Genomic DNA, 22,873 nt, shown 5'->3' on the forward strand with positions numbered 1-22,873 from the left:
CCATGACCGTGACCACCCTGTTCACCGGCGCGACGTTCCCGCTCGGGCCGTTCGTGCCCTACGAGGGCAACCCGGTCCTGCGCCCGCGCGGCGGGTCCTGGGAGTCGGCCAACCTCTACAACCCGGCGGCGCTGGTCGTCGACGACGAGGTGGTGCTGCTCTACCGGGCGCACGCCGAGGACATCGTGTCCCACATCGGCCTGGCCCGGAGCCGCGACGGGTACCACTTCGAGCGCGAGGCCGAGCCGATCCTGTCCCCGCAGGAGGACTACGAGGAGTTCGGCTGCGAGGACCCCCGGATCGCGTACGTCGAGGGCACCTACTACCTGACGTACACCGGCTGGGACCGGAAGGCGGCGCGGCTGTGCCTCGCGACGTCCACCGACCTGCGCACCTGGACCCGGCACGGCCCGCTGTTCCCGGGCTTCGACACCTTCGCGACCGTCGACCCCCGCGGCCACGAGTGGTCCAAGGCCGGGGTGATCGTGCCCGTGCGGATGCAGGGCCGGTGGTGGATGTACTTCGGCGAGGGCGGCATCTACTGGGCCACCAGCGACGACCTGGTCCACTGGACGCCCGGCACGCCCGACACCGAGCCGATGTACGCGCCGACGCCCGGGTCGTTCGACGCCGACCTGGTGGAGATCGGCACCTCACCGGTGCTCACCGACAACGGGCTGCTGGTCATGCTCACCAACGGCGCCACCCGCACCGTGCACGACGACGGCACCGTCGACGTCGACTACCGGTGCGGGCAGATCGCGATCGACCCCGACGAGCCCACCCGGGTGCTCGCCCGCCTCCAGGAGCCGTGGCTGCGGCCGCAGACCTTCGAGGACCGCAACGGGCTGGTGTCCAACGTGACGTTCGTCGAGGGGCTCGTGCAGTTCCACGGGACGTGGTTCGCCTACTACGGGCAGTCGGACACGACGCTCGCGGTGGCCGTCCACGACCCCGCCCGGCCCTGGGGGTCGTCGCTCCGCGGCTGAGCAGTCCCGCACCACCCGACCCGCACCACCGACCAGGGAGACGAGAGACGATGACGACTCGACGCACCTTCCTCGCCGCGGCCGCCGCGGTGCCCGCGCTCGTGGCCGCCGCCCCCGGGACGGCCTCCGTCGGTGTCGGGGCCACCGCACCCGCGGCCGTCCCGGCGGCCGTCGACGCGGGCGGGACCCCGGCGCCCCCGGCGTCCCGGCTCGCGAACCCCGCGCACCTGCGGTTCCTGCTCGACGCGGTGCCGCTGCCGGCGGTCGACGCGCACACCACGTACCGGATCGCGGAGGAGCCCACGGCGCTGGCCCCGTGGACGTACGCGGACGCGGACGGCGGCACCTTCCGCCGGGTCGGCGGCGGCACCCTCGACCCGGCCACGGGGCACTGGAGCCAGGGCGCCTACAACGCGGACGACATCGCCCGCGCCGCGGTCGTCCTGCTGCGGGACTGGAGGGCCGCGGGTGACGGGGAGAGCCGGCAGCAGGCGTACCAGCTGCTCCGCACGCTCACCTACCTCCAGGACGACTCCGGGCCGCACGCCGGACGGGTCGTGCTCTGGCAGCAGCCGGACGGGGCGCTCAACCCGAGCGCCGAACCGGTCGAGCTGCCCGACCCGTCGAACTCCGCCGAGTCGTACTGGCTCGCGCGCACCGTCTGGGCGCTGGGGGAGGGGTACGCGGCGTTCGCGGCCGACGACCCGGCCTTCGCGCAGTTCCTGCTCGACCGGCTGCACCTCGCGGTCGGCGCGCTCGAGCAGGAGTCGCTGTCCCGGTACGGGCGGCGGGTGCGCAGCGACGGGGTGCCGCTGCCGGACTGGCTGATCGCCGGCGGCGCGGACGCCACCGCGGAGGCGGTGCTGGGCCTGGTGGCCGCCGTGCGGGTGCTGCCCCGCGACCGGCAGCTGTCCCGCGCGCTCGACCGGTACGCGGAGGGCGTCGCGGCGATGGGGTCACCCGACACCCGGACGTGGCCGTTCGGCGCCGTGCTGCCGTGGACCGGGTCGCTCGGGTTCTGGCACGCCTGGGGCGCGGCGGCGCCCGAGGCGCTCGCGGCGGCGGGCGCGCTGCGCGGGCGGCGGGACTGGCGGCGCGCGGCGCTCGCGGACGCCGGCACCTTCACGCCCCTCCTCCTCGCGACCGGCGGGCCGTTCAACGCCTGGACCCCGGCGCCCGGGGAGGCGCAGATCGCCTACGGCGCCCACGGGCGGGTCGCGGCGGCGTCGGCGGCGGCGGACGCGGGCGGTGGCGAGGGCCTGCGGGTGCTCGGCGGGCTGGCCGCGGGCTGGTTCTTCGGCGCGAACCCGGCGCAGGTGCCGGTGTACGACCCCGCCACGGGCGTCACGTTCGACGGCGTGGAGACCGACGGCCGCGTGAACTGGAACTCCGGCGCGGAGTCGACGATCCACGGCCTGCTCACGATGCAGCTGCTCGACGCGCGGCCTGACGTCGCCGCGGTCGCCCGCTCGATCACCGGCCTGGCCGCGCACGACGGCCTGCGGGTGCTGGACGCCGAGGCCGCACGGCTCGGTGCGGGCTGCGAGGTGGTCCGGCCCGCCGGGGGAGCGTGGACGGGCGAGGGCAACCTCGTCGGCGGCGGGTACGTGCGGGTGCCGCCCGGGTCGACCGTGGAGTTCGACGTGACCGGGGCCGCCGGGGCGTGGGCGCTGCCGCTGGTCTGGCGGACGGCCGCCCCGGCGGGGCGGGCGCGCTGGGAGGTCGTCGGCGGGCACCGGCTGGGGCGGACCGAGAACGGCGGGACCGGAGCGGCCGGGCTCACGGAGGCCGACGGGAGCCTGGTGCCGCAGCTGCTCGACCGGGCGCTGCCGGACGGCACCCCGCCCGGGGCGGCGGTCACCGTGCGCTGCACCAACGAGGGCGGCGGCGACCTGCGGCTCGACGCGCTGCTGGTGCGCCCGGCGGTGGCGACCGCGCGCTGGTCCACCACCACGGGGACCGACGCGGTGCTCTACGCCGGCTCGACGCCCCGCGGCACGACCACGCCGGCGCTCGCGGCCGGGTCCGGCGCCGCGTACCTCGCGGACGGCCGGGTCGACCGCCGCGTCGCCGCCGCCGCGCCGGGTGCGGCGGTCCCGGTGGCGGCGGGCGGGTTCACCGTCACGCGCTGAGGCCGTCGCGGCGCGTCCGCCGTGGTCGCGGCCGCGGGGTCCCGGCCGGGTCCGGCTACCGTGGCACCCGTGCAGCCGCTCGACCGCGACCCCGACACGGCCGGCGTCCCCGACGTGACCCGCTCCGCCCAGGCAGGCCCGGCCCCGGCCCGCCCGGGGCCGGAGCGCTCGGACGTGCGGGCCGACGACCCGGCCGCCCCGGCGGCCGAGGTGCCCGCCGACCCCGACGCCCCGGGCTGGGGGCGCCCGCCGATCACCCCGGACCAGCGCCGGTACGACGTGCTGCTGGCCGTCGGCCTGCTGGTCGGCGGCATCCTCAGCCTGGCGCTGGGGCGCACCGCGGGGATGTACGACGAGCCCGCCGAGGGCTGGGTCGCGGTGCTGTGCGTGCTGGCGGTGACCGCGCCGCTCGCGTGGCGCCGGCAGCGCCCCGCGGTGGTCGCGGTCGTGGTCGCGGCGGCGTTCGTCCTGGTCGGCGAGCTGCGGGTGCCCGAGACGCTGTTCGCCAACATCGCGCTGTTCATGGCGCTGTACACGGTCGGCGCGTGGGACCGGAACCGCGCGCGGGCCCTGTGGGTGCGGGCGGGGATCGTCGTCGCGATGTTCGTCTGGCTGCTGGTCGCGATGTTCCAGGCGGTCACCGACCCCGAGGGCATCGAGGGGTTCTCCAACGCGGGGGCGTTCTCGCCGCTCGTCGCCTACCTGCTGATCCAGCTGCTGACCAACATCCTGTACTTCGCCGGGGCGTGGTGGTTCGGCGACCACGCGTGGAACGCCGCGCGCGAGCGCGCCCGCACCGAGTACCGCGGGCGCCTGCTGGTCGGCGAGCGGCGCCGGGTCGAGGAGCAGGCCGTCGCGATCGAGCGGCTGCGGCTGGCCCGCGAGCTGCACGACGCGGTCGCGCACCACGTGTCGATGATGGGCGTGCAGGCCGCGGCGGCGCGGATGGTGCAGACGTCCGACCCGCAGCAGGCCGCGCTCGCGCTGGAGCAGGTCGAGGACTCGGCGCGCGAGGCCGTCGACGAGCTGCACGGCCTGCTGAGCACGCTGCGCGAGTCCGGGACCGAGGCGCACGCGGCGTCCGCGGTGGGCTCCCTGTCCGTCGAGCGGCTGCCCGAGCTGGTGCAGCAGGCGGCGGACACCGGCCTCGCCGCGCAGTACCAGGTGATCGGCGAGCCCGTGCGGGTGCCGCCGCTGACCTCGCTCAACCTGTACCGGATCTGCCAGGAGGCGCTGACCAACGTGCGCAAGCACGCGGGCACCGGCGCCCGGGTGGACGTCCGGCTGCGGTACGAGCCCGACGCGGTCGAGCTCGAGGTCACCGACGACGGCACCGGCGCCCGCCGCGTCGCCCGGCGCGGGACGTCCGGCGGGCTCGGCCTGGTCGGGATGCGGGAACGGGTCGCCGCCGACGGCGGCACGCTGGAGACCGGCGCGCGCGGGCGCGGCGGCTACCTGGTCCGGGCGCGGGTGCCGCTCGGGCCGCGGACGGGAGGGGCACGATGAGCGGGGCCGACGCGGTGCGGTCGGACGACGCGACGGAGGCCGACGCCCCGGACCGGGGCTTCGGTCCGGACCGGCCGGTGCGCGTCGTGCTCGCCGACGACCAGGCGCTGCTGCGCGCGGGGCTCGCCACGATCCTCGGCGCGCAGCCGGACCTCGAGGTCGTCGGCCAGGCCGGCGACGGTGCCGAGGCGGTCGAGCTGGCGCGGGCCCTGCGCCCGGACGTCGTCTGCATGGACGTGCAGATGCCGGGCGTCGACGGCCTGGAGGCCACCCGCCGGATCACGGCCGACCCCGACATCACGGCCGGCGTGCTCGTGCTCACCACCTTCAACCGGGACGACTACCTGCTGGAGTCGCTCCAGGCGGGCGCCGCCGGTTTCCTGCTGAAGAACTCCCGGCCGGAGCAGCTCGCCGACGCCGTGCGCGCCGTCGCCGCGGGGGACGCGCTGCTGTCGCCCGAGGTCACGCGCGCCGTCATCGCCCGGGCCGTCGTGGGCCAGGGCTCCACCCCCGGGGGGAGCCCCGCCGGTGCCGCGCGCGGGACCGGGGACCCCTCCGCCACGGGGCTGACCGAGCGCGAGCTCGAGGTGCTGCGCCTGGTCGCCCGCGGGCTGAGCAACGACGAGATCGCCGCCGAGCTCGTGCTGGGCCGCGCCACCGTCAAGACCCACGTGTCCAACGTGCTCACCAAGCTCGGCCTGCGGGACCGGGTGCAGGCCGTCGTCTACGCGTTCGAGAACGGGCTCACGGACTGACGACCTCCGCCCCGGGACGGAGGCCCGGCCGCCCGGCAAGTTCCGCCCGGCGGCCGAGGTGCCGGGGCCGGTCGCCTCCTAGCGTTGACCTCAGCGGACGACAGGTCCGGACAGGTCACGACAGGAGACGACATGCTGCAGCTCGACGGGATCCACCGGTCCTTCGGGGACCGGCTGGTGCTCGACGACGTCGGCTTCTCGGTGGAGCGCGGCAAGCTCACCGGGTTCGTCGGCGGCAACGGCGCCGGCAAGACGACGACGATGCGGATCATCCTCGGGGTGCTCTCCGCGGACTCGGGCACGGTGACGCTCGACGGGAGCCCGCTGGGAGACGACCGCCGCCGGGCGTTCGGCTACATGCCGGAGGAGCGCGGGCTGTACCCGAAGATGCACGTGCTCGACCAGATCGCCTACCTGGCGCGGCTGCACGGCTACGACCGCCGTTCGGCCACCGAGCGCGCTCGGGACCTGCTGGAGAAGCTTGGGCTGGGCGAGCGCCTGGACAGCCCGGTCGACGACCTGTCGCTGGGCAACCAGCAGCGTGCGCAGATCGCGGCTGCGCTGGTGCATGACCCCGAGGTGCTCATCCTCGACGAGCCGTTCTCCGGCCTGGACCCGATGGCGGTCGACGTCGTGCTCGGCGTCCTGCAGGAGTACGCCTCCCGAGGCGTGCCGGTGCTGTTCTCCTCGCACCAGCTGGACGTCGTCGAACGGCTCTGCGACGACGTCGTCGTGATCGCGGGCGGGAAGATCAGGGCCTCCGGCGAGAAGGAGGCCCTGCGTCAGCAGTACTCGGCGCCCCGGTACGAGATCAGCTCGTCCGGCGACATGGGCTGGCTGCGCACCGAGCCGGGCGTCCAGGTCGTCGAGTTCGCCGGCGGCTACGCCCTGTTCGACGCCGACGAGGCCACGGCCCAGCGGGTGCTGCGGGCCGCGCTGGACACCGCACCGGTGGCGCAGTTCGCGCCGGTCCGCCCCCGGCTGGCCGAGATCTTCCGGGACATCGTGACCGACGAGCAGCGCCACGACGGTCAGCCCGCCACGACGACCAAGGAGTCCGTGCGATGAGCAGCCCCACACCCCAGCGAGCCGGACGCCCCGCGGTCCCCGGCACCGCACAGGCGACCCTGCTGGTCGCTGAGCGTGAGATCCAGTCCCAGCTGCGGACCAAGTCCTTCATCGTGTCCACCGTCGTGATGCTCGCGCTGGTCCTGGGCGGCATCATCCTCACCTCCGTGCTCGGAGACCGGCTCGGCGGCGGGGATACCAAGGTGGCGGTCGTGCCCGAGACCGCGCCGGTCGTGGCGGACGTCGAAGGGCTCGAGGCGGTCGACGTGCCGGACGCGGAGGCCGCCCGGGAGCTGGTGGAGTCCGAGGAGGTCTCCGCCGCGGTCCTGCCCGACGACGACGTCGACAACCCGCTCGGGTTCGTCGTCGTCGGCCTCGACTCCGCCCCGGACGGCGTGCTCGGTGCGCTGGCCGTCACGCCGCCGGTCGAGCTGCTGGACGAGGCCGACACCTCGGCGGGGGTGCGCTACCTCGTGTCCATCATGTTCGGTGCCGTGTTCCTGTTCGCCGCCTCGTCGTTCGGCGGTCAGATCGCCCAGAACACCGTGCAGGAGAAGCAGTCGCGGATCGTCGAGATCCTGCTGTCCACCGTCCCGCCGCGTGCGCTCCTCGCGGGCAAGATCCTCGGCAACACGGCGCTCGCGGTCGGTCAGATCGCCGCGATCGGAGCGGTGGCGGTCCTCGGGCTGGTCCTGACCGGCCAGGACCAGCTGCTCGGCCTGATCGGCGCACCGGTCGCCTGGTTCGTGCTGTTCTTCCTCGTGGGGTTCGTGCTGCTGGCCGCGCTGTTCGCGTCCGCCGCATCGCTCGTCTCCCGCATCGAGGACACCGGCTCCGTGCTCATGCCGGTGATCATGCTGGTGATGATCCCGTACTTCGCCGTGATCTTCTTCAACGACAACGACCTCGTGCTGACGATCATGTCGTACGTGCCGTTCAGCGCCGCCGTGGGGATGCCTGTCCGCCTGTTCCTCGGCACCGCCGAGTGGTGGGAACCGCTGCTCTCCCTGGTGATCCTCGCGGCGTCGGCCCTGGTCGTCACGGCGGTCGGCGCTCGAATCTACTCCCGCTCGGTCCTCCGCACCGGCCGCCGGGTCAAGCTCTCGGAGGCCCTGACGAAGGCGGCCTGATCGGGAGCGCAGCGGGCCGGTGCGCAACAGTTGCGCACCGGCCCGCTGACATCGAGCCCGTCCCGGTAAGCGGCCTGCCGTGAGCGAACCCTCCGTCGGCTCCCACGAGTTCACGCCTCTCTCAGCAGATCGTGCAGGACCGGGTCGTCTCTCTCGACGGCATGGACGCGTCCCTGACAGACCAGAACACGATGATCCGCAGCACGGGCGACGACCGGATCGTGCGTCACGACGATGCGCGTGCAGTCGCGCATCCGCACGAGGAGCTGGACAAGCTCGCGCGCATGAACCGGGTCCTGCGCTGACGTCGGCTCGTCGAGCAGGAGCAGGCCGCTTCGGCGGAACAGAGCCCGCGCAGTGGCGATTCGTTGCCACTGCCCAACGGATGGTTCGACGCCGTTCTCGAACTCCTTGCCGAGGGTTGTGTCGAGCGAGTCGCAACCTAGCTCGCGTGGTGAGACGCGAACCTGCGACAGGAGTTCTTCGACCTCCTCGTCCGCGCCCACACGGGCGACGTCGCCGAGCGTCACGTTGTCGCGGAGAGACATCTGGTAGCGGAGCGGGTCCTGGAACAAGATGGCGATCCTGGCGCGCACGGACTCCAGTGAGTACGCGTCTGCGCTGACGCCGTTCACGAGGTACTGCCCCGACTCCGGGACGCACAACCTGGCGATGACTCGAGCGAGCGTGGTCTTGCCGGAACCGCTCTGTCCGACGATCGCGACCATCGACCCCGCAGGTATCGCGAGGTCGACGTCCAGTAGCGTCGCCTCCTGTCGGGACGGATAGGTGTAGCGGACCCGCCGGAGCTCGACGCCGATCGGGCCTGCGGCGGTCAGAGCACGGGCGCCTTCGGGACGTGGAGCGGGGGTGCTGTCTAGGTACGCGACGAGGTTCGAGCTGTACAGCAGGTCCTCATGCATCATCGTCACCCCGCGTACCACCTGACCCGCCGCGTCCTGGAGGGACCCGATCGCCTGCAGGCACCCGGTGAGCTGCCCCACGGCCCCGTGTGTCAGGGCTGTCGAGGTCGCTCGCCACACTGCTGAGAGGTAGAGGCCGAGCCCGAACAACCCCCACGCTCCGTCGACCGCCGCAGTGCGCTGGACGTACGAGCGGTCTTGCCGGGCAATGGCCGAGATGATGGATGTGTGCTGCGCGAGGAATCGAGGTGACACCGCGAAATGGCGAACTTCCCGGATGGTGCTCGTCCTGAGCAGGAGACCCTCCAAGTAGCGAGCCATTCGCTTCTTCCCCGTCCGGTCGACGTCAACAGAATACTGTCGACGTGCCATTCGCACTGATGCGATGAACGATGGGAAAGGTGCGACGATGAGAAGCGCGGCGATGGCGGGGTCCCAGGTGATCAGGATCAGGCCGATCGAGCAAAGGGTGGCGACGCTCGCGAGAACAGTTAATGCCGTGACGATCAGGCGGACGACGCGGTCGGCTCCCTCCGTCCCGGCACGGTGCATCGCGTCGAGTGCTTCTGGCGACTCGAACCGGTCGATGTCGACGGAGGCTGACTTGGCCAGATAGCTGCCCTTGATGGCGACGCCTGCTCGGATTCGGACCTCGGCCTCGAGGACCGACGCGAGCCGCGTGCCACTGAACGTCAGAAGGAGAGCCGCGCCGAAAAGAGCCCCGGCGTGGAGGACCGCGGGTCCCGCGCCGGGCGACTCGGCGGTGGCGTACGCGTTCACGGCGTCGATAAGGCTCGCGACGGCCCAGACGTTCGCGGCCGGCAAGAAGCCGTTGACCATCGACAGCATCGCGAACACGGCTACGCGGGCACGCCCCGTCTGGTAGACAATCCGCACGCACCTGCTCAACGTGCCCAAGGGATGCGCCGGACCGCGTGAAGTGCCGGAGGGGCGGCGGTGCTTCGTCTGCGCGGACGGGCCCCTCAACGGATCAACCATGGGTTCGGACCGGGGTCGTCGGGGGAGCTGAAGTCCTGGACGCTCACCTCACCCTGGCCGCGCCAGGCCCGCAGCGTCAGGCTGCAGACACCGGTCGTCTCATCAGAGGCGTAGAGCGCGGCCAAGTCCGACGCTCGCGATTGCAGGTCGACGGGCGCCTCTCCTCGGTGGTCCAGGGACGTGGCCGCGACGCCATGCACCCACGCCGAGTCCGGCGTCACGCCGTAGGACTGGATGATCGTCACGAGGACGTCGACGTCACCGTCTTCGGCCGCCGCTTCGATCATGCGGATGTCCTGCAGCTCGAACCCGCGGACCCGTGCCGCGCACACGACCAGTGCTGACCCGTCTGGCGTCAGGCGCTCCCCGGCGCCACGGATGACCCGGAGGGCAACGTCGAGCCCCGAGGGGCCACCGTCTCCGACAAACGGGTACGCACAGCCGGCGGGAATGGGCAGGAGCGGCGGGTTGGCGACGATGAGGTCGTAAGGCCCGACCGTGTCCTCAGCTGCATAGAGGTCGCCGCACCGGACGCGTGCCATGCCCGAGAGGTCGTTGAGCTCCGCGTTGAGCGCGAACAGCTCGCACGCGATCGGGTTGATTTCCGCAGCGTCGACGACAAACCCGTGCGAGGCCATGACGAGCGACTGGGCCCCCGGGCCCGCGCACAGATCGAGCGCGCGTCCGCCCCGAGACGACGGGATTCGGGTGGCGAGGCCCACGGAGTCGGTTCCGAAGTACAGGGTCGGTGTCCCCGAGGGGCGGTCGGCGAGGAGCCAGCAGCCGCCGAAGCGGTACAGGGCGAGACCGTCGAGCGTCACCAGGTCACCAGTAGTCCTCGCCACGCCTGCGGCCGTGAGAGCGTCGACGACCTCACGTTCTCGCGAACCGTGGAACGCGGACAACGTGATGGGCTCGCCGGCAGCGAGCAAGGACAGCATGGGGTGGAGCCTCGGTTCAAGCAGCGGCCAGAGCCGAGCGGCGGTCTTGGCGAAGTCGTTCCACGGGTCCAGGGAGTCGTAGAGGTCCGTCACGCCGGCCCGGTCGAGGGCTTGGCGGACCCGCTCGAAGCGGTCTCTGGTTGGTGCTACGTCGCTCACCGACGAGCCTCCTGACGTGCCGCGGCCTCGGTGATCGCAACCGCAGCGGCGACCTCTTCCGCAATCTGGTCGATGTGGGTCCGGAGGTATGCCACCGTCTCGGGGTCCCCCGTCACGTCGTCGCAGATCTCGCAGATCGACGCGTACTCGAGGCGCGAGCGCCGGGCTGCGCCCCCCTCCCGCGCCATGCGAAGGAGATGCCCGGGCCCCAGGTAGTGGATCGCCTGCAGGATGGTCGACTGAAGCTCGTCCGGTCCCGAGCGGGTGCCTCCGAAGTCCAGGACGGCGTTCCCGGCAGGGTTGACGCCACAGCACGCGGCGACATGGTTGCGAGGAGTGATGACAGGGTCACGATTGCCGGGCGGGCAGCTCTGGAGCATCACTGTCTCCTTGTGCGTGGGGAACGACACGTATCCAGCCCGCAGCCCGCGGCCGCGTCCGAGCCGCAGGAGAGAACCGTTGGAGATGAGGTAGCGCGTACCGTCGCTGTCGGGTTCGGGCAGCGGGAGACGCGCGCCGGTAGCGGGGTCGTATGCCAGTGGCAGATCCTCTCCCAGGAGGTCCATCAACCATCTCGGGGTGACGCGCGAGCGTTTGCCCGAGGCGAGTGCGATGAGCACGGTGTCGAACCCACGGTTCCGACTGGCTTCCCAGGCCCGCACGATGTTGCTCTCTGGTATCCAGACGCGGTGGAAATCGTCGTAGCTGTAGTTGATCTCGTTCAGCCCGCACTCTCGGAGTGATCGGATCGTCGCAGCGGTTTCGACGTCGTTGGTCGCCCACTCGGCGTTGGTGACCACGCGGGTTGCGAGTCCATTGACATGCGCGTATGAGACCGCATCGAGCAGATCTTCACCTAACCTTGTGCACTCCCCGCCGGTGAAGATCACCTGCTGATAACCATCTCGGATGGCGATCTCATCAATTCCCCTGCGCATCTGGTCGAAGGTGAGCATCGCGTGCTCGTCTGGTCCCGAGAGCATCAGGCAGTGTGCGCACCGGGCGCTGCATTCGTCGGTGGTGATAAAAGTCAGTGCGGTTCTCGGGAAGTAGGACGCTGCTCGAATGGGATCGTCGTCCACCGGATTGGGGGGCATGCTGTGCTCCGCAGAGATCGAAGGGGGCCGTACTGTGAGCAGAGCTCGACGCGGCACGGCACGGGCTAGCCATCACGGCTTTGCGCACGGTGATGAGCGGCGCGGCGCAGCAGCGCTCGCCCGCAACGTCGCGAGCTGCGTGCATGGCGCCGCGCCGCGGCGGTCGCCGGCTGACGCCGGTCACCTTGGAGTGGTCTGTTCAGGCGGCGAGCATCCAGGCGTCCAAGACGGTCGCGCTGCCGTGCTCGTCAGTGCCGACGCTGACTTCGAACTCAACTCCGCGGTGCGTCAGCTTGAACCGTTCGACCGTGCGTCCCACCCGCGAAGCTCCCGTCTCGTCGAGTAGCGATTTCATCAGGGCGGCTTGACGTACGTCGCTGTAACCCTGAGCTCCCAGCGTTGCTCGCACCTGCCCGGCCAGGTACTTCGGTGAGAGCGACAAGCGCTGGAACTGACGACTCGATCGGGCTACATTCGGGTCTGCGAGTCCACGAACGTTCGTGTTCACGGCTGCATTCGCGTTCGCCGCCGCGTTGACGCCTGCCACGGCATTTGCTGCCGCGACGACGTTGACGACGACGACCACGTTCGCGAGAGGGACGACGATTCGTGGCTGCGGCTCTCCGGTGCTGCTCGGCTCGTGTCGCACGCGCGCGGCGACCGTCTTCGCGACGGCGAGGCGCGCGTTCCGCGCGACGGACTCGAGGAGGTCGTGGATTCCGATGCTGTCGTCCCCGACTCGGACCGACACGTTGTCGATCCCCTCATGCTTGAGGTAGGTGGACGGAGACTTCTCGAACGCCGAACGTAGCTCGTCGTCCACAGTCACCCTCTGCAGTACTCGCGGTAGGTCACTCACTCCTTCGTGATCGGCGATCTCCAGCACCGACAAATTGGACATTTCGGCTCCTTTGCCTCTCTGTGAGTCGGCCAGCGTGCAGGCTGAATGCTGGCGCGAAGGCGGTGCGACTTTGCACCGCCGTGTTCCCGCGCTATCGGGTAGATCACCCGAACGGGTGAAAACCCATTGAGGTAGGTGCCCGGATGGGTGTCGATGAATAACAGGGGTGCGCGCTGCAAGCAAGAGCAGTTGGTCCCAAGGTGGTGCCGACCGTTCAGTCCCAGGTCAGCCCGCCCCCTCACGTCGTCCCGCCGGACCGGACTCGCGTTCGACCTCTGCCTGTTCCGGAAACCGAGTGCCGCGGTGGCGTGCCCTTCCTCGCGGTCAGGGGGTGTCGAACGGGGCGACCAGGGTGCGGAGCAGGTCCGCCAGGCGGTCGCGTTCGGGGGTCGGGAGCGACGAGAGGAGGTCGCGCTCGATCTCCAGGAGCGTCGACATCGCGGCGTCGACGCGGGTCCGGCCCTCGTCCGTCAGGCTGACCAGCACGCCGCGGCGGTCGTCCGGGGACGGCAGCCGCTCGACGAGCGCGCGGGACGCGAGCCGGTCGATGCGGTTGGTCATGGTCCCGCTGGTCACCAGGGTCTGGGTCAGCAGGGCGCCGGGCGACATCCGGTACGGCGCGCCGGCGCGGCGCAGCGCGGACAGCACGTCGAACTCCCACGGCTCCAGGCCGTGCCGGGCGAACGCCTGCCGGCGCGCGAGGTCCAGGTGCCGGGACAGCCGGGTGACCCGGGACAGCACCGACAGCGGCGCGACGTCGAGGTCCGGGCGTTCGCGGGCCCAGGCCTCGACGATCCGGTCGACCTCGTCCCGGGCCCCGGACGCGTCCGGGTGCGCGGGGGACTCGGCTGCCGACATGCGGGCGAGGGTACTCGACGCGCGCCCGGGACCTCGGTCTCTGGTGGCCGGGCGACGCGCGCGGTGGTCTGGTGGGCGCGGGGGTCGGCGGGGGTCCGGCCGCCCGAGGAGGTGGCGCAGGTGCGGCTGTTCCTGGCGGTGGCGGGACTCGCCGGCCCGGCCCTGATGGTCGCGGCGCACCCGCTGTTCCGGGCCGCCGCGCGGCAGGGGCCGAACGCCTGGGTCGGGTACCGCACGCCGCGCTCCCGCCGGACCGAGGAGGGCTGGCGGTTCGCGCAGGAGGAGTGCGCGCGGGTGTGGCGGCGCGCGGGGGCGTGGTCGGTCGGGGGTGGTCTGGGGGTCTTCGCGGGTCTCGCGGCGGCCGGTGCCGCGGTGCCGTGGTGGGAGGCGGCGAGCGTCGCGGTCGCGCTCGGGCCGCTGCTGGCCACCTCGGCGTGGTGCGCGGTCCGGATCGAGCGGAGGCTCGCGGCCGGGGCCGGGCCCGGCGCCGCCCGCGGGTCGCGCTGAGCGACGCCCGGCTCCGCCCCCAGGATTCGAACCCGGACCTCAAGGCTCCAAAGGCCTGCGTGCTGCCGTTACACCAGGGCGGACCGCGGGACGGCACGCCCCGCGTCGGCCGCCAGTCTGCCAGCCCGCGCCGGGTGCGCGTCGCACGGCGGGGGCGCCTCTGACGACGGCGGGGGCGTCGTCGTCCCGGGCGGTGAGCGGCCCGCCCGGCGCCCGGATTTGCGAGGATGGCCCGATGACTGCCGAGCCCCGCCGCACGCCGCGGACCGCGCGCGCCCGCATGACCGCGACGGAGCGGCGCGCGCAGCTCCTGGAGGTGAGCCGCCGGCTGTTCGCGGAGAAGGGCTTCGAGGGCACGTCCGTGGAGGAGATCGCGGCCCGCGCCGAGGTGTCCAAGCCCGTCGTCTACGAGCACTTCGGCGGCAAGGAGGGCATCTACGCGGTGGTCGTCGACCGGGAGATCCAGGCGCTGACCTCCGCCCTGACCTCCGCGCTCGACGAGGGCGGCCACCCCAAGGTGATGGTGGAGCGGTCGGCGCTCGCGCTGCTCGGGTACATCGAGGACTCCGAGGACGGCTTCCGGATCCTGGTCCGCGACTCGCCGGTCGCGCAGGCGACCGGGACGTTCTCCAGCCTGATCGGCGACGTGGCGACCCAGGTCGAGCACCTGCTGGCGAACGAGTTCAGGCGACGGCACCTCGACCCGCGCACCGCGCCGATCTACGCGCAGATGCTCGTCGGCATGGTCGCGCTGACCGGCCAGTACTGGCTGGACGCGCGCAGCCCGGACAAGGCCGACGTGGCCGCGGCGCTGGTCAACCTCGCGTGGAACGGCCTGTCCGGCCTCGAGCGCCGGCCCCGCCTGACGGCCGCGCCCGAGCCCCGTCGGCGGTCGGGGAAGGCGCGGGCGGCGACCGAGGACGGGGCGCGCGAGGAGACGCCGGCGACCGGTGGCGGGACGCCGGCCACCCGCGGCGACGCGCCGACGCCCCCCGGTGCCTGAGGGAGCCGTGCCCGGGGCGCCCGCCGCCGAGCCCGGCACGCCCGCACCGCCGCGGCCCCGGTCCCTGCCCGGCCGCCTCAGCCGCGCGGACCTCGTGACCGCCGGCGTCACGCTCGCGCTCGGCCTGGCCGCCCTGCTCGCGCTCCCGGCCCTCACGGCGATGGAGCCGGCCGAGCCCGACCCGGCGCCGCCGCTCGGGACGCCGGGCTGGTGGCTCGTCGTGGTCGCCCTGGTGGCGCAGGCGGGCGCGGTCGTCGGCGCGCGGGTCGCCCCGCGCGCGGCGCTGCTCGGCGTTGCCGCCGTCCCGCTGCTGGTCGGTGCGGCGGGCGGCGGGACGGCGGTGGCCGCGTCCGGGCTGCTCACGCTGGCCGTGGTCGTCGTGGTCTACCGCGCCGTGGTCGCCGTGCCGCTCGCCCGGGTCCGCACGGTGCTCGCGCTGGTGGTCGTGCTGCTCGCGGTCGCCTCCGCGCCCGCGGCGGCCCAGGCCGTCGACGCCCCGCAGACGCCGCTCGTGGTGCTCGCCGCGGCCGCGCAGGCGCTCGCCGTCGTCGCGCTCGGGCTGGTGCCGGCCCTGGTCGTGTCGTCCCGCCGCGCCGTGCGGGAGGCGCAGGCCGGCGAGCTGCGCGCGCTCGCCCGGGAGCAGGAGGCCCGGGTGCGGACGGCGCTGGCGGAGCAGCGGACCGCGATGGCCCGCGAGCTGCACGACATCGCCGCGCACCACCTGTCCGGCATCGCGCTGATGGCCTCGGCGATCGACCGGCAGATCGGCACCGACCCGGAGGCCGCGCGGCAGGGGGTGCGCGAGGTCCGGGACCAGAGCCGGGTGGTGCTGGCGGACCTGCGGCGGCTGGTCGGGCTGCTCCGGGAGGACGACGGGGCCGAGACGTCGGCGCTCACGCTCGCCGCGGTGCCGGACCTGGTGGGGCCGGGCGTGGCCCTGGACGTGCTGCCGCGCGGGGCCGACCCGGGCGCGGGCGTCGGTCCGCTCGCCCAGCTCGCGGGCTACCGGATGGTGCAGGAGGCGCTCGCGAACGTGCGGGCGCACGCGCCGGAGGCGGCCTGCCGGGTGACGGTCGACGCCCGCGCCGCCGACGCCGTGGTCCTGACCGTGCGGAACGGCCCGCCGGGCCGTGACCCGGTACCGTCCGAGCACGGCGGCCACGGCCTGCGCGGGATGCGCGAGCGCGCGGAGCTCGTGGGCGCCGACCTGCGGCACGGGCCGACGCCGGACGGCGGCTGGGAGGTCCGGCTCGTGCTGCCGCGCGAACCCCGAGCAGAGGAGGCCGCCCCGTGATCCGGGTGCTCATCGCCGACGACCAGCCCCTGGTGCGTGCCGGCCTGTCCGCGCTGCTGGCGGCCGAGCCGGATGTGGAGGTCGTCGGCGTCGCGGCCGACGGCGACGAGGCCGTCGCGCTCGCCCGCACCGCCGCCCCGGACGTGGCGGTCCTCGACATCCGGATGCCCGGGCGGGACGGGATCAGCGTCGCCCGCGAGCTGTGCGGGCCGGAGGCCGAGCGGCCCGTGCCGGTGCTGGTGCTGACGACGTTCGACCTGGACGACTACGTGTTCGGCGCGCTGGAGGCGGGCGCGTCCGGGTTCCTCCTCAAGGACGCGGAGCCGGAGGAGATCGTCCGGGCGGTGCGGCACGTCGCCGCCGGCCGGGGGACGCTCGACCAGGCGCTGACCCGCCGGGTGCTGCGCGAGTTCGCCGACCGGCGGCGGCTGCAGCCCGTCACCGTCCAGCGCGGCGCGGACGCGCTGACGGCCCGGGAGCAGGACATCCTCCGGCTGCTGGCCCAGGGGATGTCGAACGAGGAGATCGCCGCGGAGCTCGTCGTCGAGGTCTCGACGGTGAAGTCCCACCTCGCCCGGATGATGCCGAAGCTCGGGGTGCGGTCGCGGCTGCAGGCGGTCGTGTGGGCGTACCAGAACCGGGTGGTCACGGTCCCCGACGAGGGGTGAGCGGCCCGGCGCGCTCCGCCGGGCGGCGGACCGGTTGCGTCGAAAGGTGCAGGCCCGCGGGTTCCGTCGCAGGCGGCTGGAGCGGGCGGGTGCCGGATTCCTAGCGTCGAGGGGACGCAGCAACCCGACACGAGGAGGCCGCCATGAGCGCCACCGCACCCACCCCGACCACCCCGGCGGGGCCGACCCCGACCCCGCCGCCGACCGCCGCGGAGCCCGCGGTCCTGCTGGACCGGGTCTACCGCTCCTACCCCAACGGCCGCGGCACGACCGCGGCGCTCGCGGGCGTGTCCCTGGCACTCGCGCCCGGCTCGTTCACGGCGGTCATGGGGCCGTCGGGCTCGGGCAAGTCGACGCTGCTCAACGTCTCGGCGGGCCTGGACCGGCCGTCGAGCGGGCGGGTCGTCGTCGGCGGGTCCGACCTGACGGCGATGTCGCCCGACGCCGTCACCCGGCTGCGCCGGGACCGGATCGGGTTCGTCTTCCAGGCGTACAACCTGGTGGGCCACCTGACCGTCGCCGAGAACATCGCGCTGCCGCTGCTGCTCGGCGGCCGCGAGCCCGACGCGCACCTGCGTCGCTACCTCGTGGCGGCCGTCGGCCTGGAGGGCATGGAGGACCGGCTGCCGGGCGAGCTGTCCGGCGGGCAGGCGCAGCGCGTCGCGATCGCCCGCGCGCTGATCACCCGGCCGGCGGTGGTGTTCGCCGACGAGCCGACCGGCGCCCTCGACTCGCACACCGGCGGCCAGGTCCTCGAGGTGCTCCGCTCGACCGCGGAGACCCTGCAGCAGACCCTGGTGCTGGTCACCCACGACGCGCACGTCGCCGCCGCGGCGGACCGCGTGCTGTTCCTCGCCGACGGCCTCATCGCCGGGCACCTCGACGCGCCGACGACCGAGCAGGTCACGGCCCGGATGATCGAGCTGGGCCGATGAGCGCCGTCGGGGCGATGGCCCGGTCCGCCGTCCGGGTGCACCGCGGGAGCCTGGCGGGCAGCGCGCTGGTCGTGGGGCTCGCCGCCGCGCTGCTCACGGCCACGGGCGTCTGGGTCGAGGCGGGTGTCCGGCTCGCGGCCGGTGCGGCGGACGACCCCGCCGCGTCGATGCTGCTGGCCGTGGCGTCGTCGTTCGCCGGGACCGCGGTGCTCATCGCGCTGCTGGTCGTGGCGTCGACGTTCGCCGGGGCGCTCCGGCCGCGGGCCCGGGAGTTCGCGCTGCTGCGTGCGGTCGGCGCGACGACCGGTCAGGTGCGGCAGCTGGTCACCGCCGAGGTGCTGCTCGTGTTCGCGGTCGCGGCGCCGCTCGGAGCGGTGCCGGGGCTGCTGCTGGCGCCGCTGCTGTCCGAGGTGCTGGTGTCCGGCGGGGTCGCACCCGCGGGGTACACGCCGCCGCTGACGCCGTGGCCGGTGCTCGGCGCGCTGGCGCTGCTGGTGCCGACCGCGCTGCTGGGTGCCCGGCTGGCGGGCCGGGAGAGCGCGCGCCTGAGCCCGGCGAGCGCCGTGCAGCAGGCCGCGGTCGAGCCGCGGGGCATCCCGCGGGCGCGCGCCGTGACGGCTGCCGTCCTGGTCGCCGCGGGCCTGGTCGCCGCGCTGGTGCCGTTCGCCCTGCCCGGGATCGCGGGGGCCGCGGCCGCGACGACCTCGGCGATCGTGCTGCTGATCGCCGCCGCGCTCGTGGCGCCGCTGCTCGTCCGGTGGGGAGCGGAGCGCGGGCTGCGGCTCACCCGCGGGTCGCGGGCCGTGCCGACCCTGGCCCTGACGAACGCCCGCGGGTTCTCCCGGCGGCTCACGGGGGCGGTCCTGCCGCTCGCGCTGCTGCTCGCGCTCGGCACCGTGCAGTCCGGGGCGAACGCGGCGCTCGTCGACGCGGCCGAGCAGCAGGTGCGCGACGGGGTGGTGGCGGACGTCGTCGCGCAGGGCCCCGGGGCCGCCGGGGTGCCGGAGGCGGCGGCCACCGAGGTCGCCGCCCTGCCGGGCGTTGCCGCCGCGGGCGTGACCGCCGGCGTGCCCGCCCAGGTCCGGGTCGACGCCGAGGACGAGGACCTGCCGTTCCTGGACGGGCTGTCCTGGGAGCCGGCCACCCTGCGCACCGTGCCGGTCGAGTCGACGCTGCTGGACCCCGACGTGCGGTCCGGCTCGCTCGACGACCTGGCCCGCGACGGCACGATCGCGGTGAGCAGCGAGGCCGCGCTCGGCAGCACCGGGCTGGGCAAGCCGGTCGAGGTGCGGGTCGGCGGCGAGTCCGTGGAGCTGACCGTGGTCGCGGTCTACGACCGGGGTCTCGGGCTCGGCGACTACCTGATCGGCTCCGGGGCCACGGTCGCCGCGGGGGCCGAGGGCGGCGTGCTCCTGGTCCGGGCCGAGGACCCCGCCTCGGCCGGGGACGTCCGGGCGGCCGTCGCCGCGACGGGGCTCGACGTCACCGACCCCGCCGGGTACGCCCGGACGGTGCGCGACGCGGCCGCGGGGGAGCAGGGGCTGTCGACCGCGCTGCTGCTGGCCCTGCTCGCGTTCGTCGCGGTCGCCGGGGGCACCACGCTGGTGGGCCTGGTCGGGACCCGGCGGGCGGAGCTCGCGCTGCTGCGCCGCACCGGGGCGACCCGCGCGCAGCTGATCCGGATGATCGCGGCCGAGTCGGCGCTGATCACCGGTACCGCCGTCGCGGTGGGGCTGGCCGCGGTGCTCCCCGCCCTGCTGGGCGTCGGGCAGGGGCTGCTCGGCGTGCCGGTGCCGGTGCTCGACCCGGTGGTGCTGGGCGGGCTGCTGGCGGTCGTGGCGCTGATCGGGCTGACGCTGCCGGTGGCGGCCGCGGTCCGCGCGACGCGGCCGTCGGCGGGTGGTCTCGCGGCGCGGGCGGCGTGAGGCGCGGGCGCGCTCCGTCCCGCCTACGGTGTCCGGCCCCGCCTCCGCCGATCGCGGTGGGCGGGGCCGGGCACCGTAGGCGGCGCGGCGCGCCCGGGCCCGACCCCAGGGGGACGGCGATCGACGCGGGTCCGGCCACGGGCGGACGACGCGGAGGTGCCGCTCGCGGTCCGATGGGACCGTGAGCGCCGCCGTCCCCGCACCGCACGCCGTCACGCCCGCGCCCCCCGGGCAGCCGGCGCTCGTCGCCCGGGCCGCGCGCCCGGACCTCGCCGCGCCCGCCGTCCTCGCGATCGCCGTCGGCGCCGGGCTCGCCGTCGGCGCGCTCACGTCGTTCGGCCAGACCCTGCTCGGCGGCACCTGGTTCGCCGGGCTGGCCAACGCCGTGAGCCCCTGGCTGGTCGCGTCGTTCCTCGTCGGCGCCCTGGCGCGTCGGGGCTGGGTGGCGGCGCTCGCGGGCCTGGTCGCGTGCGCCGGCGAGGTCGCCGGGTACTACCTGGCCGCCGACCTGCGCGGCTTCGCGGTCGGGACGTCGTCCGTCGCGGTGTGGGCGGTGTCGGGCGTCGTCGGCGGGCCGGTGTTCGGCTGGGCCGGGCGGCTCTGGCGGACGGCGGCGGGCCGCTGGCGCGGGCTCGGCCCCGCGCTGCTCGTCGGGTGCTGGCTGGCCGAGGCGGTCGTGACGTACGCGGTCGTGCTGCGGTACGGCGACGACGCGGTGGTGTTCGCCGCGGTGTCGGCCGTGCTGGTGGTGCTGCTCGGCCGGCCCGGCGGCCAGACCGGCGCGCTGCTGCGCTGGCTCCCGGCCGCGGCGGTCGTGGGCGCGGCCGGCTTCGCCGCGGTGCACCTGGCCCTCGCGTAGCCGTGTCGGCGGGCGCCCGGGGCGCGACTGGATCCCTCGGCGCAGACACGCCCGGGCGTGTCCGTGCGAGTGGATCCATCCGCGGTGTCGCGGCGCCCCGGCGCCCCCAGGGGAGTGTCGATGGAGCCGCCGGGCGGGCCCGCGGAGGAGCCCGCCCGGCGGGGTCGGTCAGCCCTCGCCGAGGAGGACCCGCGCCACGTCGGCGTCCAGGCCGGCGCGGACCGCGGCCCGGGCCGACGCCGCGTCCGGCGCGGCCAGCGCGGCCTCCGCCAGTGCGCGGCACGCGTCCAGCGTCAGCGAGCGCAGCGCGTACCGGGCGGCGGGCACCCGCCCGGCCGCCATGGACAGGCTGGTGATCCCGAGGCCCGCGAGCACCAGCGCCATGAGCGGGTCGGAGGCCGACTCGCCGCACACGCCCACGGGCTTGCCGACGCGCACGCCCGCCGAGGCCGTCGCGGCCACGAGCGACAGCACCGCCGGCTGCCACGGGTCCAGCAGGTCGGCGAGCTCGCCGCGCAGCCGGTCGGCGGCCATCGTGTACTGCGCGAGGTCGTTGGTGCCCAGGGACACGAAGTCGACCTCGGCCAGGATCGCCTCGGCCAGCAGCGCGGCCGCGGGGACCTCCACCATGACGCCGACCTTGACGATGCCCACCTCGCGCGCGGCCGAGGCGAACGCCCGGGCCTCGGCGGGGGTCGCGATCATCGGGGCCATGACCCAGACGTCGGCCTGCCGCTCGGCCGGCAGCGCGCGGACGGCCGCGCCCAGCGCCTCGAGCTGGCGGGAGACGATGCCCGGCAGCGACCGGACCAGCCGGTAGCCGCGGACGCCGAGCGCCGGGTTCTCCTCGTCGGCCTGGGTGGCGAACGCCAGTGGCTTGTCGGCGCCCGCGTCGAGCGTCCGGATGACGACCTTGCGGCCGGCGTACGCCTCGATCACCTCGGCGTAGGCCGCGGTCTGGTCCGCGACGGCCGGCTCGGTGCGCGCGTCGAGGAACAGCACCTCGGTGCGGAACAGGCCCACGCCCTCGGTGCCCGGCGCGGCGGCGCGGGCGTCGGCGGGGGTGCCGACGTTGGCCAGCAGCGGGACCGGGTGGCCGTCCGCGGTCGCCCCGGGGCCGGCCACGGCCGCGACCAGGCGCTCGTCGTCGGCGCGACGGGCGACCCGGTCGGCCGCCTCGGCGGACGGCGACACCTCGACCGTGCCGGCCGCGGCGTCCACCAGGACGGGCGTGCCGGCGGCGAGCGTCGTGGCACCCGCGACGCGCACCACGCACGGCAGGCCGAGCTGGCCCGCGACGATCGCGGTGTGGCTGGTGGGGCCGCCGAGCTCGGTGACGATCGCGGCGACCTTCGACAGGTCGAGCGCGGCGGTGTCCGCGGGGGACAGGTCGTCCGCGACGACGACGGCGGGCGCGTCCAGCGCGGCGAGGCCCGGCTCCGGGACCCCGAGCAGCCGGGCGACCGCGCGGTGCCGGACGCTGCGCAGGTCGGTGGCCCGCTCGGCGAGGTCGCCGCCGGCGGCGGTGAACACCGCGGCGAAGCCCTCGACGGCCTGGTCCACCGCGGTGGCCGGGCCGGTGCCGGCGTGCACCAGGCGCGCGGCCTCCGCGGCGAGCGCGGGGTCGCCGGCCATCGTGGCGGCGGCCTGCAGCATCTGCTGCAGGTCGGGGTTCGCGGTCGCGGCGGCGCGGGCGCGCAGGTCGTCGCCGACCTCGGCGAGCGCGCCGCGGACCCGGGCCTCGGCCGCGGCCGGGTCGGCCGGGGCGGGCTCGTCGGCGGGGACGGCGGGCGGGGCGGCGACCCGGGCGACGGGGGCCAGCGCGACGCCGCGCCCCACACCGATCCCGGCGAGCACGGTGCCGGCGGCAGGCGCCCCGGCCGGGGACGCGTCGACGGCGGTCACGCCTGCTCCACGAGGTCCAGGTCGCTCTCCAGCAGCGCGGCCAGCTCGTCCAGCAGCGCCTCGGCGTCGTCGGACGCGGAGCTCAGCTCGACCTGGTCGCCGTGCTGCAGGCGCAGGCCCATGACCGACAGGATGCTCGAGGCGTCCACGCCGGGCTCGCCCTCGCGGCCGATCAGGACGGGGTGGCCGCCCTCGGCGGCCTTGCGGGTGACCAGCGACGCCGGGCGGGCGTGCAGGCCGGTGGCGGTGGCGACTCGTGCTCGACGTCGAGGCATCGGAACTTCCCTTCTCGTCGCACCGGCCGGCGTCGGACGGCGCG

General features: G+C 74.8%; 19 protein-coding genes, 1 tRNA gene and 1 pseudogene. 13 read left to right on the forward strand and 8 right to left on the reverse strand.

Translation table 11 applies throughout. From position 1 onward, the window contains the following. Positions 1–2: 2 nt before the first annotated feature. The 6 genes from FS882_RS09325 to FS882_RS09350 all read left to right on the forward strand — a co-directional run bounded on the left by FS882_RS09325 (position 3) and on the right by FS882_RS09350 (position 7,580). The gene (locus tag FS882_RS09325) at positions 3–989 is read left to right on the forward strand and encodes a glycoside hydrolase family 130 protein (RefSeq protein WP_158372804.1); all 987 of its coding nucleotides are present in this window, start codon (positions 3–5) and stop codon (positions 987–989) included. Between the two features lie 50 nt (positions 990–1,039). Beyond that, positions 1,040–3,121 (forward strand): hypothetical protein, encoded by a 2,082-nt coding sequence (locus FS882_RS09330; RefSeq protein WP_158372805.1) that lies wholly within the window; start codon positions 1,040–1,042, stop codon positions 3,119–3,121. A 69-nt stretch (positions 3,122–3,190) separates the two neighbouring features. Then, a complete protein-coding gene (locus FS882_RS09335) occupies positions 3,191–4,627 on the forward strand; it encodes a sensor histidine kinase (protein ID WP_262348182.1) in 1,437 nt (478 codons plus the stop codon). Continuing rightward, positions 4,624–5,382, forward strand: coding sequence for a response regulator (locus FS882_RS09340; protein WP_158372806.1), 759 nt, complete (start codon positions 4,624–4,626; stop codon positions 5,380–5,382). Before FS882_RS09335 ends, FS882_RS09340 begins: the two co-directional genes overlap by 4 nt. Before the next feature lie 132 nt (positions 5,383–5,514). Continuing rightward, positions 5,515–6,450, forward strand: a complete 936-nt coding sequence (locus tag FS882_RS09345; RefSeq protein WP_158372807.1) for an ABC transporter ATP-binding protein — start codon at positions 5,515–5,517, stop codon at positions 6,448–6,450. Then, the gene (locus FS882_RS09350) at positions 6,447–7,580 is read left to right on the forward strand and encodes an ABC transporter permease (protein ID WP_158372808.1); all 1,134 of its coding nucleotides are present in this window, start codon (positions 6,447–6,449) and stop codon (positions 7,578–7,580) included. Before FS882_RS09345 ends, FS882_RS09350 begins: the two co-directional genes overlap by 4 nt. A gap of 110 nt (positions 7,581–7,690) precedes the next feature. Here the strand turns inward: FS882_RS09350 and FS882_RS09355 are convergent, their stop codons facing one another. The 5 genes from FS882_RS09355 to FS882_RS09375 form a co-directional block, all read right to left on the reverse strand. Further along, complete coding sequence (locus FS882_RS09355) at positions 7,691–9,352, reverse strand: ATP-binding cassette domain-containing protein (protein WP_262348209.1); 1,662 nt, start codon at positions 9,350–9,352, stop codon at positions 7,691–7,693. Between the two features lie 134 nt (positions 9,353–9,486). Then, on the reverse strand, positions 9,487–10,602 hold the full coding sequence (locus tag FS882_RS09360; protein WP_158372810.1) for a methyltransferase: 1,116 nt from the start codon (positions 10,600–10,602) through the stop codon (positions 9,487–9,489). Next, a complete protein-coding gene (locus FS882_RS09365) occupies positions 10,599–11,699 on the reverse strand; it encodes a radical SAM protein (RefSeq protein ID WP_158372811.1) in 1,101 nt (366 codons plus the stop codon). Before FS882_RS09365 ends, FS882_RS09360 begins: the two co-directional genes overlap by 4 nt. Positions 11,700–11,898: 199 nt before the next feature. Beyond that, positions 11,899–12,585: a hypothetical protein gene (locus tag FS882_RS09370; protein ID WP_158372812.1), complete on the reverse strand. Its 687-nt coding sequence runs from the start codon at positions 12,583–12,585 to the stop codon at positions 11,899–11,901. A 339-nt stretch (positions 12,586–12,924) separates the two neighbouring features. Next, positions 12,925–13,458, reverse strand: a complete 534-nt coding sequence (locus FS882_RS09375; protein WP_158372813.1) for a MarR family winged helix-turn-helix transcriptional regulator — start codon at positions 13,456–13,458, stop codon at positions 12,925–12,927. Between the two features lie 120 nt (positions 13,459–13,578). Here FS882_RS09375 and FS882_RS09380 point away from each other — a divergent pair, with 120 nt between their 5' ends. Then, positions 13,579–13,965 carry an SdpI family protein gene (locus FS882_RS09380; RefSeq protein WP_158372814.1) on the forward strand — a complete coding sequence of 129 codons (387 nt, stop codon included), beginning with the start codon at positions 13,579–13,581 and terminating at the stop codon, positions 13,963–13,965. Between the two features lie 11 nt (positions 13,966–13,976). Here the strand turns inward: FS882_RS09380 and FS882_RS09385 are convergent. After that, positions 13,977–14,048: transfer RNA gene (locus FS882_RS09385), tRNA-Gln, on the reverse strand. 197 nt (positions 14,049–14,245) lie between these two features. Here FS882_RS09385 and FS882_RS09390 point away from each other — a divergent pair. From FS882_RS09390 to FS882_RS09415, 6 genes and pseudogenes are all read left to right on the forward strand, one after another. Next, positions 14,246–14,848 (forward strand): annotated as a pseudogene (locus FS882_RS09390) (TetR/AcrR family transcriptional regulator); the annotation flags it as partial. Positions 14,849–14,975: 127 nt separating this feature from the next. Further along, positions 14,976–16,262: a sensor histidine kinase gene (locus FS882_RS09395; protein ID WP_187365238.1), complete on the forward strand. Its 1,287-nt coding sequence runs from the start codon at positions 14,976–14,978 to the stop codon at positions 16,260–16,262. After that, positions 16,259–16,930 carry a response regulator gene (locus FS882_RS09400; RefSeq protein ID WP_158372816.1) on the forward strand — a complete coding sequence of 224 codons (672 nt, stop codon included), beginning with the start codon at positions 16,259–16,261 and terminating at the stop codon, positions 16,928–16,930. The genes FS882_RS09395 and FS882_RS09400 overlap by 4 nt, the downstream gene beginning before the upstream one ends. Positions 16,931–17,073: 143 nt before the next feature. Continuing rightward, positions 17,074–17,865, forward strand: coding sequence for an ABC transporter ATP-binding protein (locus tag FS882_RS09405; protein WP_158372817.1), 792 nt, complete (start codon positions 17,074–17,076; stop codon positions 17,863–17,865). After that, positions 17,862–19,790 (forward strand): FtsX-like permease family protein, encoded by a 1,929-nt coding sequence (locus FS882_RS09410; protein WP_158372818.1) that lies wholly within the window; start codon positions 17,862–17,864, stop codon positions 19,788–19,790. The genes FS882_RS09405 and FS882_RS09410 overlap by 4 nt, the downstream gene beginning before the upstream one ends. A gap of 181 nt (positions 19,791–19,971) precedes the next feature. Continuing rightward, on the forward strand, positions 19,972–20,649 hold the full coding sequence (locus tag FS882_RS09415; protein WP_158372819.1) for a DUF6518 family protein: 678 nt from the start codon (positions 19,972–19,974) through the stop codon (positions 20,647–20,649). A 168-nt stretch (positions 20,650–20,817) separates the two neighbouring features. On the opposite strand, the gene ptsP is transcribed toward FS882_RS09415, so the two are convergent. After that, entirely contained in the window at positions 20,818–22,554 is a 1,737-nt protein-coding gene (gene ptsP, locus FS882_RS09420; RefSeq protein WP_262348183.1) for a phosphoenolpyruvate--protein phosphotransferase, read from the reverse strand. Then, positions 22,551–22,829, reverse strand: a complete 279-nt coding sequence (locus FS882_RS09425) for an HPr family phosphocarrier protein (RefSeq protein WP_158372820.1) — start codon at positions 22,827–22,829, stop codon at positions 22,551–22,553. The genes ptsP and FS882_RS09425 overlap by 4 nt, the downstream gene beginning before the upstream one ends. Between the last annotated feature and the right edge of the window lie 44 nt (positions 22,830–22,873).

The organism is Cellulosimicrobium cellulans (genome assembly GCF_007679345.1).
Taxonomy (GTDB): Bacteria; Actinomycetota; Actinomycetes; order Actinomycetales; family Cellulomonadaceae; genus Cellulomonas; species Cellulomonas cellulans_A.